The organism is Streptomyces sp. NPDC040718 (assembly GCF_055593565.1).
Genome location: NZ_JBVIXO010000016.1, coordinates 1 through 15428, shown reverse-complemented (window position 1 = coordinate 15428; position 15428 = coordinate 1). Strand labels below are relative to the sequence as shown.

The following is a 15428-nucleotide window of genomic DNA, read 5'->3' as shown; positions in this document are numbered from 1 at the left end:
CTCTGCTGTGTCCGAGGGCCGACACTCTCCACCCGGGTGACGCACGCCACAATCGGCACGCGGTCCGATAATCTCCTTTCGCGGGCGACGAGTTGTCGGTCCGGACGGGGGGCATATCGGGCTCCGTGACCGGCCGGTGATGTGCGAGGAACAGGGCGCCCGGTAGCGTCCGCGATATGGACAACCAGGGCGGAATCACGGTTCAGCGGGCACTTGAGCTGCCGGGGCTGCGCGGCGGGCTCCCGGAGGTCGTCGCCTGCGCGGACCGGCTGGGACGGACCGTGCGCTGGGTGCACGCGGGCGAGGTGCCGAACATCGCCTCGCTGCTCAAGGGCGGCGAGCTGCTGCTGACCACCGGGCTCGGCCTGGGCACCCGGCCGGCCGAACAGCGCGCCTTCGTACGCCGCCTCGCGGACCGGGGGATCGCCGCGCTGGTGGTGGAGCTGGGCCCGCGCTTCACCCGGCTGCCCGCCACGATCGTCGAGACGGCCAAGGCCGCCGGGCTGCCGCTGGTCCAACTCCACCGCGAGGTGCCCTTCGTGACGGTGACGGAGGAGGTCCACACCGAGATCGTCAACGGCCACTACGCCCTGCTCCAGCGGGCCGAGGAGGTCCACCGGCGCTGTACGGAGGCCCTGCTGGGCGGTGGCGGGATCCCGCAGGTGCTGCGCATCCTCTCCGACTTCACCGGCAACCCGGTCTTCCTGGAGACCCCGGACGGCCAACTGCTGTACGCGGCCGGGCCGGTGGCCGGGGAGGCGGCGGCGGACCCGCTCCAGGTGTGGGAGGGGCTGCGGGGCCAGCGCACGGCCGAGCCGTCGGCGAACGCCGTGGTGGTCGACGTACCGGGCGGCGGCCACGGTACGGGGTCGGTCCGGGCGCGGGTCGTCCTGGCGGGGGTGTCGGCACCGCTGCTGCCGGTCCACCGGATGGCGGCGGAGCGCACGGCGGGGGTCCTCGCGGTGGTGCTGATGCAGGCGCGGCAGGAGGAGGAGCTGGCCGCGCGCGGCCGCGGGGACTTCCTCACGGACCTGGCGGAGGGCCGGATCTCGGCGGAGGACGCCCCGGCGCAGGCCCGGGTCCTGGGCTTCCGGCCGGGGACGGGGCCGCTGCTGCCGATCGTGATGCGGCTGTCCACGGACCTGGGGGCGTCGGGGAACTGGGCGGTGCTGGCCCGGGCTGTCCTGGAGGAGCTGTCCTCGGTCGGGGTACCGGTGCTGCTGGGCGTCCGCCCGGTGGAGGGCCGGGTGCCGCTGCTGGTGTCCCTGCGCGCCGAGTCGGAGCGCACGGCGGTCGCCGACCGGGTCGCGGCCGCGCTGCGGGCGGGCGTCGAACGGGCCGGGCTGGAGCGGGCCTCCGCCCCGCCGGCCGTCGTCGTGGGTGTCGCGGGCGGCTGGGCGGCCGCCTCCTCGGGCCTGCGGCACGCCGCCGAGACCGCCACCGCGGCCCACGGCCTGCCGGCCCGGCCCTGGTACGACGCCCGCCGCCTGGACATCGACCTGCTGCTGTGGCGCCTGCGCGAGCATCCGGACCTGGCGGCGTTCGTGGACCGGGCGATCGGGGCCCTGCGCACCCACGACACCACTTCCCGTCCCCCGCTGCTCCCGACCCTGGAGACGTACCTGGCCCACGCGGGCCGCAAGGCGGAGACCGCGCGCGAGCTCCACCTGAACCGCCAGACCCTTTACAACCGGCTGGCCCGCATCTCGGAACTGCTGGGCACGGACCTGGACGACCCCGAAACGGTCCTCTCCCTCAGCCTGGCCCTGCGCGCCCGCCGGCATACCGCTTCTTCCTGACGCGCCGCGCGAGCGGCCCGTCGGGAAGGGGTCAGGAAACGGGCCGGTCCATCAGTTCGTCGTACACCGCCAGGACCTGCGCCACCGTGTCGTCCTCCGACGGCCACGTCGCCGCCTGGGCGCGTCCCGCCACCGCGAGGGCGGCCCGGCGGTCCGGGTCGTCCAGGAGGGCCGCCACCGCGCCCGCCAGCGCTCCCGAGTCCCCGTAGGGGACCAGGACGGCGGCGTCGCCGACCAGTTCCGGGACTGCCCCGACCTCGGTGGCCACCAGGGCCACCCCCGCCCGCAGGGCCTCCTGCGCCAGCAGGGACCGGCCCTCCCAGCGGCTCGGCAGCACCGCCACGTCCGCCGCCGCGAGCAGCCGGTCGGCGTCCCGGCGGCGGCCCAGGAGCCGCACCGGGAGGCCCTCCTCCTCGATGCGCCGGGTCAGTTCGGGGCGCAGCGGCCCTTCCCCCGCGATCACCAGCAGCGGCAGCGGCTCCAGCACCCGCCACGCCCGTGCCGCGTCCAGCAGTACGGAGTACCCGCGCCGCGCCACCAGGCTGCCGACCGCGATGATCAGCGGCCGTTCCACCGCGCCCAGTTCCGCCCGGGTCTTGCCCGCGTCGGGCAGCGCCGCCGCGGCCGGTACGGCCACCGCCGCCAGCCGCGCGTCCCGCGCACCGCGCCGCCGCGCGAGGTCGACCTGGTCGGAGGAGGCGCCCAGCACCACCGCCGCGGCCCGGGCCACGTGCCGCTCCAGGAGCCGGCTCAGCCGCCCGAGCGGCCCCGCGGGCTCCGGTGCGCCGCCGTGCCAGGTCACCACCAGCGGCACCCGCCGCCCGTGCCCGCGGCGCAGCGCCAGCGCGGCCCGCATCCCGGCCCGGATCCCGTGGGCGTGGACCACGTCGGCCCCGGCGCAGGCGGCCCGCAGGGCGCCGGCCGCGTCGGGGGTGAACTCGGCGCCGGCGCCGGTGAAGTCGTACTCCCCTTCGGCCGCGACGGGGGCGCACACGGTGACCCGTACGCCCCGCGCGGCCAGCCCCGTCGCCAGGGACCGCACGTGCGCGCTGCTGCCCGCGCCCGAACCGCCGAGGACCTGGACGGTACTCAGCGGGGGTCGCCCGTACGACTGTGCGGGGGGCGGGAAGGAGGCCGGGGAGCTGCTCACGGGCCGTAGCTCCAGGGTGAGGAGTCAGAGACGTCGCCCAGGATGCCAGTCCGCACGCGCGTTCCGGGACCATACGGGTGCGGATCCCGTACGAGATACCGCAGTGCGCCCCCCAGCCTCACCCACACGGGCTAACGACCGCGTCGTCACGCGTCCGCGCGGGCCGCCTCCAGCAGCTCCTCCGCGTGGGCGCGCGCCGTCTGGGAGTCCTCCTGGCCGGCCAGCATCCGCGACAGCTCGCGGATCCGGTCCTCGCCCTCCAGCACGGTCACCCCGGACCGGGTGACCGATCCGTCGACGGTCTTCTCCACCAGCAGCTGGCGGTCCGCGAAGGCCGCGACCTGCGGCAGGTGCGTGACGACGACGACCTGCGCGGACTTGGCGAGCTTCGCGAGCCGCCGCCCGATCTCGACGGCCGCCTTGCCGCCGACGCCCGCGTCGACCTCGTCGAAGAGGTACGTGGGCACGGGCGCGGAACCGGCGAAGACGACCTCCACCGCCAGCATGACCCGCGACAGCTCACCGCCCGAGGCCCCCTTGGCGATCGGCCGCGGCTGGGCGCCGGGGTGCGGGGCCAGCAGCAGCTCGACCTCGTCCGCGCCCGCGGGCCCGTACGCGACGGTGCGGCCGCCGACCTCGACGCCGTCGGCGTCCTCGGTCTGCCGGATCTCGATGGTCACCCGGGCGTGGGGCATGGCCAGGGAGGCCAGCTCCTCGGTGACGGCGGCGGCGAAGCGCTCGGCGGCCTCGGTGCGGGCGTCCGTCAGGGCCTGCGCGAGCAGTGACAGCTCCTCGCGCAGGGCGTCCCGCTCGGCGGTCAGCCCGGTGATCCGCTCGTCGTCCCCGTCCAGCTCCAGCAACCGCGCCGAGCCCTTCTGGGCCCAGTCCAGCACCGAGTCGACGGACTCCCCGTACTTGCGGGTGAGCTGGGTGAGGGCGGCCCGCCGCTCCTCCACCGCGGCCAGCCGCAGCGGGTCGGCGTCGAGGTCGTCGGCGTAGCCGGCGAGTTCCCCGGCGACGTCGGCGAGCAGGATGCCGAGCTCCCCGATCCGGTCGGCGAGCGCGCCGAGCGCCGGGTCGTGGGAGCGTACGGACTCCAGCGCGCGGTGGGCGCCCGCGACGAGGGTGTTGGCGTCGACGCCCTCGGGGTCCTCGACGTCGCCGGCGAGCGCCGCGTGCGCGGCCTGCGCGGCGGAGGCCAGGGATTCGGCGTGTCCGAGCCGTTCGGCCTCGGCCGCGAGCTCGGCGTCCTCTCCGGGCAGCGGTTCGACGGCGGCGATCTCGTCCAGCCCGAAGCGCAGCAGGTCCGCCTCCTGCGCCCGCTCCCGGGCGCGGGTGGTGATGGCGTCCAGCTCGGCGGTGGCGGCGCGCAGCCGCCGGTACGCGCCGGCGTACTTCTCCAGGGGGACGGCGACGGCGTCGCCGGCGTACCGGTCGAGGGCCTGGCGCTGGCGGGCGGGGCGCAGCAGGCCCTGCTGGTCGGTCTGGCCGTGGACGGCGACGAGTTCGTCGGCGAGCTCGGAGAGCAGGCCGACGGGCACGGAGCGGCCGCCGACGTGGGCGCGGGAGCGCCCCTCGGCGGACACGGTCCGGCTGATCAGCAGGGCGCCGTCGTCGAGCTCGGCCCCGGCTTCCTCGGCGCGGACGGCGGCGGGGGCGTCCGGGCGCATGACGACGCGCCCCTCGACCACCGCGGCCTTGGCCCCGATCCGTACCAGGGCCGGGTCGGCGCGGCCGCCGAGCAGCAGCCCGAGGCTGGTGACGACCATCGTCTTGCCCGCACCGGTCTCGCCGGTCACCGCGGTGAAACCGGGCGACAGCTCGACCACCGCGTCGTCGATGACCCCGAGCGACCGTATCCGCATCTCCTCAAGCACGGGACGACCATACCGAGGTTTCACGGGTGCCATGTGACCTCACCCGCCCGAAGTTCCTCGAACGAATGTGCTATTGAAGCGTCAGTGCGGTGCCCCGCGCCACCCCGAGACCGGCAGCGCGAACTTCGCCACCAGCCGGTCCGTGAACGACGCGTGGTGCAGCCGGGCGAGCCGCACCGGCACCGTCCCCCGGCGGACCTCCACCCGCGCCCCGGAGGGCAGCTCCAGCGTCCTGCGCCCGTCGCACCACAGGGCGCCGTGCGGGGTACCGTTCTGCACCTCCACGGCCAGCACCGAGGTGGGGGAGGTCACCAGCGGCTTCGCGAACAGCGCGTGGGCGCTGATCGGCACCATCAGCAGCGCCTCCACCTCCGGCCAGACCACCGGCCCGCCCGCGGAGAACGCGTACGCCGTCGAGCCCGTCGGCGTCGCGCACACGATCCCGTCACAGCCGAAGCCGGTCACCGGGCGCCCGTCGATCTCCAGGACCACCTCCAGCATCCGCTCGGCGGACACCTTCTGGACGGCGGCCTCGTTCAGCGCCCAGTCCCGGTGCACGATGTCACCGTTGGTCCGTACGAGGACGTCGAGGGTCATCCGCTCCTCGACCTCGTACGACCGGGTCACCACCCGGTCGACGACCTTGTCCAGGTCGTCCCGCTCGGCCTCGGCGAGGAACCCCACCCGGCCCAGGTTGACGCCCAGCATCGGCACCCCCGAGCCGCGCGCGAACTCCGCCCCGCGCAGCAGGGTCCCGTCCCCGCCCAGCACGATCAGCAGCTCGCACCCCTCGAACACCTTGGGCGTGCACTCCGCGACGAGCTCCACCTCGGCCGGCAGCGGCAGGTCCCGCGCCTCGTGCTCCAGGACCCGCACCCCGATCCCCGACTTCAGCAGCCCCTGCACCACCAGTTCGGCGCTGCGGATCGCGGCGGGCCGGCCGGTGTGCGCGACCAGGAAGACGGTCCGCGGCCCCGTCGGCTCCGCGGCTTCTCCCGGGACCGCCCCCTCCGATTCCATCCGACGTGCTGAACCTGCTGAACCTGCTGACACATCCGTCACTGCGGCCCCTCCGCCACTGCACGATCGACATCCCCCGGGTCGAGTGCCGGTGCCCCCGCCCGAAGCCACAGAAAGTACTCGACGTTCCCCGACGGCCCCGGCAGCGGGCTCGCCGTCACCCCGAGCACGCCCAGCCCCAGCTTCCAGGCCTGCGCCGCGACGTCCTTCACGGCCTCGGCCCGCAGCTCGGCGCTGCGCACCACACCGCCGCTGCCCAGGCGGTCCTTGCCCACCTCGAACTGCGGCTTCACCATCAGCACCAGATCGGCGTCCGGCGCCGTGCACCGCACCAGCGCGGGCAGCACCAGGCCGATGGAGATGAAGGACAGGTCCCCGACGACCAGGTCGACCGGGACGCCGTCGATCAGCTCCGGCGTCAGCTCGCGCACGTTCGTACGGTCCTTGACGGTGACCCGCTCGTCGCTCTGCAGCGACCAGGCGAGCTGTCCGTAGCCGACGTCGACGGCGACGACGTGGGCCGCGCCCGCGCGCAGCAGCACATCGGTGAACCCGCCCGTCGAGGCTCCCGCGTCGAGCGCCCGGCGGCCCTCGACCGCCAGCCCCAGCGGCCGGAACGCGGCGAGCGCGCCGGCCAGCTTGTGGCCGCCCCGGGAGACGTAGTCGGGGTCGCTGTCGTCCTTGAGGACGACGAGCGCCGCGCTGGTCTCGACCTGGGTGGCCGGTTTGGTGGCGGTGGTACCGCCCACGGTGACCCGGCCCGCGGCGATCAGCTGGGCCGCGTGCTCGCGCGAGCGGGCCATGCTGCGGCGTACCAGTTCGGCGTCCAGGCGGCGGCGTGCCACTCCTGCCACGTTCGGTTCAGCTCCTGTTTTCGTAAGGTCCGGGGACGGGCGTCGCGTCCAGCGCGTCGAGCGCCTCGCGCAGTCCCCTGTGCACATCCTCGTACACCTCGACGTGCCCGTCCGCCGCCAGGTCGTCCGCGTCCGCCAGGCGCTCCAGCCCCGCGTCCACCGCGGCGTGGCCGGTGGGGGTCCGTACGAGGCCCAGCGGCGCGGGCCCGGCGGGCCCGGCGGCCGGCTCGGCGGCGGGGGCCGAGGGCTCCCGGGGGTCGTCCGGGACGCTCCCGGACCGTGCGTCGGTCATGCCACGACGCTACCCCGAAGCGCGGCCGTCACCACCCGCGGCTCTGCGGTACGGTCGTGATCACCATGGCTACGATCCAGGAGTGCCGCGCGGCACTCGACCGACTCTCCGACAACCTGGCCTCGGCGGACGGCGACGTACGCGGCGCGGCCGCCCTCGACCGCTCCCTGAGCTGCCACATCACGGACCTCGACGAGACCTTCTCCGGCCGCCTGGCGGGCGGCCGGATCCGGGTGGACGGCCTCACGCCCGGGCCGCCCCGGTCCAAGGCCGAGATCCGGCTGGCGATGACCGGCGACGACCTGGTCGCGATGGTCGCCGGCGAGCTGAAGTTCGCCAAGGCCTGGGCCTCGGGCCGGGTCCGCCTGGAGGCCGGCTTCCGCGACCTGCTCCGCCTGAAGAGCATGCTGTAGGCGTACGCCTCAGACGGCGGCCTTCGCGCGGGCCTGCCGGGCGGCGGGGACCACCAGCGGCGTACCGGTCTCCGGGTCGTCGATGATCTGGCAGCGCACCCCGAACACCTCCTCCACCAGCCCGGCGGTGACCACCTCGGCCGGCGGGCCCTCTGCGACGACCACGCCCCCGCGCAGGGCGATCAGGTGCGTGGCGTAGCGCGCCGCGTGGTTCAGGTCGTGCAGCACCGCGACCAGGGTCCGGCCCCGGGTCTCGTGGAGTTCCGCGCACAGGTCGAGCACGTCGAGCTGGTGCTGGATGTCCAGGTAGGTCGTCGGCTCGTCCAGCAGCAGCAGCGGCGTCTGCTGCGCCAGGGCCATCGCGATCCACACCCGCTGGCGCTGGCCGCCCGACAGCTCGTCCACGGCCCGGTCGGCGAGCTCGGCGACGCCGGTCGAGGCCATCGACTCGACGACGATCCGCTCGTCCTCCGCCGACCACTGGCGCAGCAGCCCCTGGTGCGGATAGCGGCCGCGCGAGACCAGGTCGGCGACCGTGATGCCGTCGGGGGCGACCGAGGACTGCGGGAGCAGTCCCAGCGTCTTCGCCACCTTCTTCGCGGGCAGCGAGGAGATCGCCTGCCCGTCGAGCAGCACCCGGCCGGCGGCCGGCTTCAGCATCCGCGACAGGGCCCGCAGCAGGGTCGACTTGCCGCAGGCGTTGGGTCCCACGATCACCGTGAAGGAGTTGTCGGGGATCTCCACCGACAGGTTCTCCGCGATGACCCGCTGGTCGTAGCCGAGGGTGACGTTCTCCGCGCTCAGCCTCTGCACTTGCCCACTCCTCGTTTCGACCTGCTTGTTCATATACGTCCTGCCTTGCGCTCCGTGACGAGCAGCCAGAGCAGATAGAGACCGCCGACCAGCCCCGTGACCACGCCCACCGGCAGCTGGTCGGAGCCGAAGGCCCGCTGCGAGGCCAGGTCCGAGGCCAGCAGCAGGACGGCGCCCATCAGCGCACCGGTCAGCAGGTTCGACCCCGGCGACCGCGACAGCCGCCGGGCCAGCTGCGGCGCGGCCAGCGCGACGAAGCTGATCGGTCCGGCCGCGGCGGCGGCAGCGGTGGTCAGCAGGACCGCCGCCAGCATCAGCAGCATCCGGGTCCGCTCCACGGGCACGCCCAGCGCGTACGCGGCGTCGTCGCCCATCTCGATCATCCGCAGTGCCCGGCTCTGCCCGAGGACCAGCGGGAACAGCACCGCGCAGGCCGCGAGCAGCGGCCACACCTGCGCCCAGTCCCGCCCGGCCAGCGAACCGGTCAGCCACACCATCGCCCGGGTGGCCTCCACGATCTGCGCCTTGGCGATCAGGTACTGGATGACCGCCACGAGGACGGCGGACGCCCCGATGCCGACGAGCACCAGCCGGTAGCCGTGGATCCCCTGCTTGTACGCGAGGAGGTAGACGACCGCGCCGGCCAGCAGACCGCCGACGACCGCGCCCAGCGCGACCTCGGTGGCGCCGCCCTTGAGCAGGACGATGACGACGAGCGCGCCGACGGCCGACCCGTACCCGAAGCCGAGCATGTCCGGGGAGCCGAGCGGGTTGCGCGAGACGGACTGGAAGACCGCCCCGGACATCCCGAGGGCCGCGCCGACCAGCACCGCGACCAGGACCCGCGGCAGCCGCAGGTCGTTGACGATGAAGTCGTCGGCGGGGGTCCCGTTGCCCAGCAGCGTCTGTACCACGTCCCAGGGCGCGATCTCGAAGTCGCCGGTGCCGATGAGCACGACGGCCAGCACCAGGGTCGCCACGGCCAGCACCAGCCCGGTCGCCAGGGCACGCGGCTCGACCCGCAGCGAGGTGCCGCCGGGTCCGCGCAGGGCCCGGAGCTTGGGGGCGGGGGCGGCGGGGGTCACGGTCACAGCTGGGCCATCCTCTTGCGCCGAACCAGGTAGATGAAGACGGGGCCGCCGATGAGCGCCGTGACGATGCCGACCTGGAGTTCGGAGGGCCGGGTGACGACCCGTCCGATCACGTCGGCGCCGAGCAGCAGCACGGGCGACAGGACGGCCGAGTACGCGAGCACCCAGCGCATGTCGGGCCCGGTCACGAGCCGGGCCAGGTGCGGGATCATCAGCCCGATGAAGATGATCGGCCCGCACGCGGCGGTCGCGGCCCCGCAGAGCAGGGTGATGGCGGCCATCGCCAGGATCCGCGTCCGCGTCAGGTGCGCGCCGAGCGCCCGCGCGGTGTCGTCGCCCATCGCCATCGCGTTGAGCGGCCGGCCCAGCGTCAGCGCGAGCACGGCGCCGAGCAGCAGGAAGGGGGCCACCTGCTCGACGGTGTCCATGTTGGCCGAGGCCAGCGACCCCACCGTCCAGAAGCGCAGCTTGTCCAGCGCCTTGGTGTCCATCAGCTGCACGGCGTTGATGTAGCCGACGAGGGCAGCGCTGGCCGCCGTACCGGCGAGCGCGAGGCGCACCGGCGTCGCGCTGCGGCTGCCGCCGAGCGCGTACACGGCGGCCGAGACCACGGCGGCGCCGAGGAAGGCCCACCAGATGTACTCGTTCAGCGTGGCGGCCCCGAAGAAGCTGATCGCCGAGACGACGGCGGCCGCGGCGCCCGCGTTGACGCCGAGGATGCCGGGCTCGGCCAGCGGGTTGCGGGTCAGCGCCTGCATCACCGCGCCGGACAGGCCGAGTCCGAGCCCGACCATCACCCCGAGGACGGTGCGCGGGACCCGCAGGTCCCGTACGACCACGTCGTTGGTGGTGCCGGAGTAGTGGAACAGGCCGTGCCAGACCTCGTCGAGCGGCATCGGCTTGGCGCCCACGGCGATGCTCGCCACCGCGACCAGGGCCAGCACGGCGAGGGCGATCAGCAGACCGGCCACGCGCACCGCGTGCCGCGGACGGGCCGCGGGCGGAGGCGCGTTCTGCTCGGTTTCGGGGGGACTCTCAGCCAACACGAAGGTTAGGTTAGCCTACCCTGCGCCTTTTTCGATCACCCGAACGGCCGAGCCGGGCGGGCCGGGCGGGCGGCCTGGCTCAGAACCCCAGCTTCGTCAGGGCCTTCTCCACGTCGTCCGGGTACACCCCGTCCCCGGCCCGCGACCAGGCCGCCGCGCACAGCGCCCGCAACCCGTCGAGCGGATCACCCGGACCCCCGGAACCGTCCGCCGGCTCCACGTCCAGGCGGCCGTCCGCGTGCACCGCGGTCCAGCCGCCGCACCGCCAGCCGCCGGCGTGCTCCACGACCTCCGGCTGTCCCGTCAGCAGCCCCCGCAGGTCCCGGTCCACGTACGTCGGCCGGTGCCTCGGCTCGGCCCGCAGCAGCTGTACCGCGTCCGTCACCCCGGTCAGCACCAGGAGCGAGTCCACGTCCCCGTTGAACGCGCCCTCGATGTCGGTGTCCAGCCGGTCCCCCACCACCAGCGGCCGCTCCGCCCCGGTCCGCAGGACCGTCTCCCGGTGCATCGGGGGCAGCGGCTTCCCCGCCACCTGCGGCTCCGCGCCCGTGGCGATGCGTACGACCTCCACGGCCGCCCCGTTGCCCGGCGCGATCCCGCGCGCCCCCGGAATCGTCAGGTCGGTGTTGGACGCGAACCAGGGCACCCCCCGGTTGACCGCGTACGAGGCCTCCGCGAACCGCCCCCACGACAGTTCCGGCCCGCCGTACCCCTGCACGACCGCCGCGAGGCCCTCCTCGTCCGCGGACTCCACGGGCACCAGCCCGCGCTCCCGCAGCGCGACCCGCAGCCCCTCGCCGCCGATCACCAGCACCTTGGACCCCGGCTCCACCTGCTCCGCGATCAGCCGCGCCACCGCCTGAGCGGAGGTGATCACCTCACCCGCCTCGGTGGGGATCCCCAGCTCGGTCAGGTGCTCGGCGACGGCGTCCGGCGTCCGCAGCGCGTTGTTGGTGACGTACGCCAGGTGCATCCCGCCCTCCCGGGCCACGGCCAGGGACTCCACCGCGTGCGCGATGGCGTGCCCGCCCGCGTACACCACCCCGTCCAGGTCCAGCAGCGCCGTGTCGTACGCCTGGTGCAGACTCCGCTCACTGCCCGCCGGGCGGGTCCTGCTCTGCCGGGTCATCTGGCCACTCCTTCTGAACCGTTCCAACAACGCTCGAGACATCGGGATTCTTAAGATCGATCTTGTCCGAGTTTGCGCTACCCCGTAACTCCCCCGATCATCCCGCATCCCGAGACGGGTCTTACCATGCACCAATGACCACACCTGGCAACGCGGAGCACGGGCTGCGCCTGATCCCATTCCACGGACTGCGCTACGTCCCGGAGCGCGTCGGCAGCCTGGCGGCAGTGACCTCGCCGCCGTACGACGTGGTCGTACGCCCCGACGGAGTCGACTACCTCGAATCCGCCGACCCGCACAACATCGTCCGGCTGATCCTGCCGCAGGCGGAGACCCCGGCCGCGCGCAACGAGCAGGCCGCCCGCACCCTGCGCGACTGGCTCGCCGGCGGCGTCCTCAGCGGCGACCCGCAGCCCGCGCTCTACGTCTACGAGCAGCGCAAGCCGGGCCTCCTCCAGCGCGGCATCATCGGCGCCCTCGCCCTCTCCCCCGCCGAGGCGGGCGTGGTCCTCCCCCACGAGGACGTCATGCCGGACGTGGTCACCGACCGGGCCGGCCTGATGCGCGCCACGTCGGCCAACCTGGAGCCCCTCCTCCTCACCTACCGCGGCGACGGCCCCGGCACCGGGGCGGGCGCGGTCGTCGAGGACACCGCCGCCCGCGAGCCGCTGCTGTCCACCGTCACCGAGGACGGTTTCCGCCACAGCCTCTGGGCCATCACGGACCCCGCCGAGCTGGCCGTCGTCACCTCCGACCTCGCCCACCGCCAGGCCCTCATCGCCGACGGCCACCACCGCTGGGCGACGTACCTGCGCCTCCAGGAGGAGCACGGCCCGGCCACCCCGTGGGACTTCGGCCTGGTCCTCCTCGTCGACACCGCCCGCTACCCGCTCCAGGTCCGGGCCATCCACCGGATGCTGCGCCGGCTCCCCCTCGCCGAGGCGCTGGCCAAGGTCGAGGGCTCCTTCCGGGTCCGCCCCGTCGAGGGCCCGCTGCCGCTGGCCCTGGAGGCCCTCGCGGACGCCTCGGAGCGGGGGAACGCCTTCCTCCTCACCGGCGACGGCAGCTTCCACCTGGTCACCGACCCGGATCCGGCCCTCATCGAGCGGACCGTCCGCCGCGACCGCCCCGAGGCCTGGCGCCGGCTGGACGCGACCGTGCTGCACGCCTCCCTGCTCGACGCCCTGTGGCAGGTCCCGGACGCCCCCGAGCACATCTCGTACATCCACGACGCCGCCGCCACGGTCGCCATGGCGGAACGGCACGGTGGCACCGCGGTCCTGCTGCACCCCGTACGGGAGGAGGTCGTCCGGGACCTGGCCCGACAGGGCGTCACGATGCCCCGGAAGTCCACCTCGTTCGGCCCGAAGCCGGCCACCGGTCTGGTGCTCCGCAGCCTGGCCTGACGGCCGCCACCGGCCCCGGACACACGGAAGGGCGGCACCCCCGAGGGGGTGCCGCCCTTCCGTCGTCCGGTGAGCGCCGCGGTTACGCCTTGTCGCGCTCGTCGTCCTCGACGACCACGAGCTCGTCGGTCAGGTCGACGTCGGCGTCGTCGGCGGGCTCGTACTCCTCGTCGTCCTCGTCGTAGTACTCGGCCTGGTCGGCGGCGCGCTCGGCGGCGGCAACCTCGGCCGGGTCCTGGTCGTCGTCCTCGTCGGCTTCGAGGTCGGCGTCGTCGAGGTCCGCGTCGTCAGCGGCGGCGGCGTCCACGAACTCCACGCCGTCGATCTCGGCGAGCCGGTCGGAGGCGTCGGTCGCGCCGTCCTTGTCGGCCTCGAGGGTCTTCGCGAACCACTCGCGGGCCTCGTCCTCACGGCCGGCCGCGAGGAGGGCGTCGGCGTAGGCGTACCGCAGGCGCGCGGTCCACGGCTGCACGGCGCTGGAGGCCAGCTCGGGGCTCTGCAGGGTCACGATGGCGGCGTCGAGCTCGCCCATGTCCCGGCGGGCACCGGCGGCGACGAGACGCATCTCGACCTGGCCGGCCTTGTCCAGCTTCTGCACCTCGGGCTCACCGGCCATGGCCAGCGCCCGCTCCGGACGGCCGAGGCCGCGCTCGCAGTCGGCCATGACGGGCCACAGCTCGACGGAACCGGTCATCCGCTTGGCGGCGCGGAACTCCGCGAGCGCCTCGCTGTACTTCTGCGTCGCGTACGCGGCGAAGCCGGCGGCCTCGCGCACGGCGGCGACACGGGAGGCCAGCCGCAGGGCGATGCGGGAGTACGCGTACGCCTGCTCGGGCTCCTCGTCGATCAGGCGGGCGACCATGACCAGGTTCCGCGAGACCTCCTCGGCCAGACCCTTGGGCAGGCTCAGGAGCTCCTGGCGCACATCGGCGTCGATCTCGTGGCCGGTGACGTCCTCGTCGATCGGGAGCCGCTTGACCGGGTCACGGTCGGAGCGGAAGTCACGGTCCCCGCGGTCGTCACGGCGGAAGCCACCACGGTCATCACGGCCGCCACGGTACCCAGCACGGTCGCCCCGGTCGTCGCGGCGGAAGCCGCCCCGGTCGCCGCCGCGGTCGTCACGGCGCGGGTAGGACGGACGGTCGCCACCGCGGTCGTCACGACCGCCACGGAAACCACCGCGGTCGTCGTCACGGCGCGGGTACGAGGGGCGCCCACCACGGTCGTCGTCACGGCGCGGGTAGCTGGGACGCTCGCCACGGTCGTCGCGACGCGGGTAGGACGGACGGTCCCCACCACGGTCGTCACGGCGCGGGTAGGACGGACGGTCGCCACCACGGTCGTCACGACCGCCACGGAAACCACCGCGGTCGTCGTCACGGCGCGGGTACGAGGGACGGTCGCCACGGTCGTCACGACGGAACGACGGACGGTCCCCGCCACGGTCGTCGCGACGGGGGAAGGACGGACGGTCCCCACCACGGTCATCACGGCGCGGGTAGGACGGACGGTCCCCGCCACGGTCGTCACGACCGCCACGGAAACCACCACGGTCGTCATCGCGACGCGGGTACGACGGACGGTCCCCGCCACGGTCGTCACGACGGGGGAAGGACGGACGGTCCCCACCACGGTCGTCGCGACGCGGGTAGGACGGACGGTCGCCACCACGGTCGTCACGACCGCCCCGGAAACCACCACGGTCGTCGTCACGACGCGGGTACGACGGACGCCCACCACGGTCGTCATCGCGGCGCGGGTACGAGGGACGGTCGCCACGGTCGTCACGACGGAACGACGGACGGTCCCCGCCACGGTCGTCACGACGGGGGAAGGACGGACGGTCCCCACCACGGTCATCACGGCGCGGGTAGGACGGACGGTCGCCACCACGGTCGTCACGACCGCCACGGAAACCACCACGGTCGTCATCGCGACGCGGGTACGACGGACGGTCGCCACCACGGTCGTCACGGCGGAAGCCACCGCCACCGCCGCCGGCGGGACGCCCGCCGCGGTCGTCACGGCGGAAGCCGCCACCGGCACCGCCGCCGGCGGGACGCCCGCCGCGGTCGTCACGGCGGAAGCCGCCACCGGCACCGCCGCCGGCGGGACGCCCGCCGCGGTCGTCACGGCGGAAGCCGCCACCGGCACCGCCACCGGCGGGCCGGCCGCCGCGGTCGTCGCGGCGGAAGCCACCGCGGTCACCGCCGCGGTCGTCACGGCCCCCGCGGTAGCCGCCCCTGTCACCGCCGTCGCTGCGCCGAGGCTCGCGCTCCGGACGATCGTCGGAGTAGTTGGACATGGGTGTGACTCCTGTCTTCGGGGTACCGCTAGTCATTCTCGCGCAGCCAGCCCATGGCCGCGCTTCGACGTAAAGATGGTGAAAAACAAAAAGGACCCTTGGTCCAGCGTTGAACGCTGGACCAAGGGTCCTTTGAAAGATTGTTCGGCGGCGTCCTACTCTCCCACAGGGTCCCCCCTGCAGTACCATCGGCGCTGAAAGGCTTAGCTTCCGGGTTCGGAATGTAACCGGGC

13 protein-coding genes, 1 rRNA gene and 1 pseudogene are annotated in these 15428 nt (G+C 74.4%); 3 read left to right on the top strand and 12 right to left on the bottom strand.

Annotated features, from left to right (window positions below; all coding sequences use genetic code 11):
• Positions 1-176: 176 nt before the first annotated feature.
• Positions 177-1799, top strand: coding sequence for a PucR family transcriptional regulator (locus ACZ597_RS29825; RefSeq protein ID WP_471336520.1), 1623 nt, complete (start codon positions 177-179; stop codon positions 1797-1799).
• A 31-nt stretch (positions 1800-1830) separates the two neighbouring features.
• Here ACZ597_RS29825 and ACZ597_RS29820 read toward each other — a convergent pair whose 3' ends face one another.
• The 5 genes from ACZ597_RS29820 to ACZ597_RS29800 all read right to left on the bottom strand — a co-directional run bounded on the left by ACZ597_RS29820 (position 1831) and on the right by ACZ597_RS29800 (position 6992).
• The gene (locus ACZ597_RS29820; protein WP_471336517.1) at positions 1831-2949 is read right to left on the bottom strand and encodes a glycosyltransferase family 4 protein; all 1119 of its coding nucleotides are present in this window, start codon (positions 2947-2949) and stop codon (positions 1831-1833) included.
• Positions 2950-3095: 146 nt separating this feature from the next.
• A complete protein-coding gene (gene recN, locus ACZ597_RS29815) occupies positions 3096-4814 on the bottom strand; it encodes a DNA repair protein RecN (RefSeq protein WP_471336840.1) in 1719 nt (572 codons plus the stop codon).
• Positions 4815-4907: 93 nt separating this feature from the next.
• A complete protein-coding gene (locus tag ACZ597_RS29810) occupies positions 4908-5846 on the bottom strand; it encodes an NAD kinase (RefSeq protein ID WP_471336514.1) in 939 nt (312 codons plus the stop codon).
• Between the two features lie 38 nt (positions 5847-5884).
• Positions 5885-6700, bottom strand: coding sequence for a TlyA family RNA methyltransferase (locus tag ACZ597_RS29805; RefSeq protein WP_471336511.1), 816 nt, complete (start codon positions 6698-6700; stop codon positions 5885-5887).
• A gap of 7 nt (positions 6701-6707) precedes the next feature.
• On the bottom strand, positions 6708-6992 hold the full coding sequence (locus ACZ597_RS29800; protein ID WP_471336509.1) for a hypothetical protein: 285 nt from the start codon (positions 6990-6992) through the stop codon (positions 6708-6710).
• Between the two features lie 65 nt (positions 6993-7057).
• On the opposite strand from ACZ597_RS29800, the gene ACZ597_RS29795 reads away from it, so the two are divergent.
• Positions 7058-7405 (top strand): sterol-binding protein, encoded by a 348-nt coding sequence (locus ACZ597_RS29795; RefSeq protein WP_471336506.1) that lies wholly within the window; start codon positions 7058-7060, stop codon positions 7403-7405.
• A gap of 9 nt (positions 7406-7414) precedes the next feature.
• Here ACZ597_RS29795 and ACZ597_RS29790 read toward each other — a convergent pair whose 3' ends face one another.
• The 4 genes from ACZ597_RS29790 to ACZ597_RS29775 form a co-directional block, all read right to left on the bottom strand.
• Entirely contained in the window at positions 7415-8251 is an 837-nt protein-coding gene (locus tag ACZ597_RS29790) for an ABC transporter ATP-binding protein (protein WP_471336503.1), read from the bottom strand.
• Positions 8248-9309 carry a FecCD family ABC transporter permease gene (locus ACZ597_RS29785; protein ID WP_471336500.1) on the bottom strand — a complete coding sequence of 354 codons (1062 nt, stop codon included), beginning with the start codon at positions 9307-9309 and terminating at the stop codon, positions 8248-8250. The genes ACZ597_RS29790 and ACZ597_RS29785 overlap by 4 nt, the downstream gene beginning before the upstream one ends.
• Complete coding sequence (locus ACZ597_RS29780; protein WP_471336497.1) at positions 9306-10355, bottom strand: FecCD family ABC transporter permease; 1050 nt, start codon at positions 10353-10355, stop codon at positions 9306-9308. The genes ACZ597_RS29785 and ACZ597_RS29780 overlap by 4 nt, the downstream gene beginning before the upstream one ends.
• Positions 10356-10434: 79 nt before the next feature.
• Complete coding sequence (locus tag ACZ597_RS29775; RefSeq protein WP_471336494.1) at positions 10435-11484, bottom strand: HAD hydrolase-like protein; 1050 nt, start codon at positions 11482-11484, stop codon at positions 10435-10437.
• 134 nt (positions 11485-11618) lie between these two features.
• On the opposite strand from ACZ597_RS29775, the gene ACZ597_RS29770 reads away from it, so the two are divergent.
• On the top strand, positions 11619-12890 hold the full coding sequence (locus tag ACZ597_RS29770) for a DUF1015 family protein (protein WP_471336491.1): 1272 nt from the start codon (positions 11619-11621) through the stop codon (positions 12888-12890).
• A gap of 82 nt (positions 12891-12972) precedes the next feature.
• Here the strand turns inward: ACZ597_RS29770 and ACZ597_RS29765 are convergent, their stop codons facing one another.
• The 3 genes and pseudogenes from ACZ597_RS29765 to rrf form a co-directional block, all read right to left on the bottom strand.
• The gene (locus ACZ597_RS29765; protein WP_471336837.1) at positions 12973-13815 is read right to left on the bottom strand and encodes a tetratricopeptide repeat protein; all 843 of its coding nucleotides are present in this window, start codon (positions 13813-13815) and stop codon (positions 12973-12975) included.
• A gap of 54 nt (positions 13816-13869) precedes the next feature.
• Positions 13870-15108: pseudogene (locus ACZ597_RS29760) on the bottom strand (hypothetical protein); the annotation flags it as partial.
• Between the two features lie 229 nt (positions 15109-15337).
• Positions 15338-15428, bottom strand: a 5S ribosomal RNA gene (rrf, locus tag ACZ597_RS29755); the annotation flags it as partial.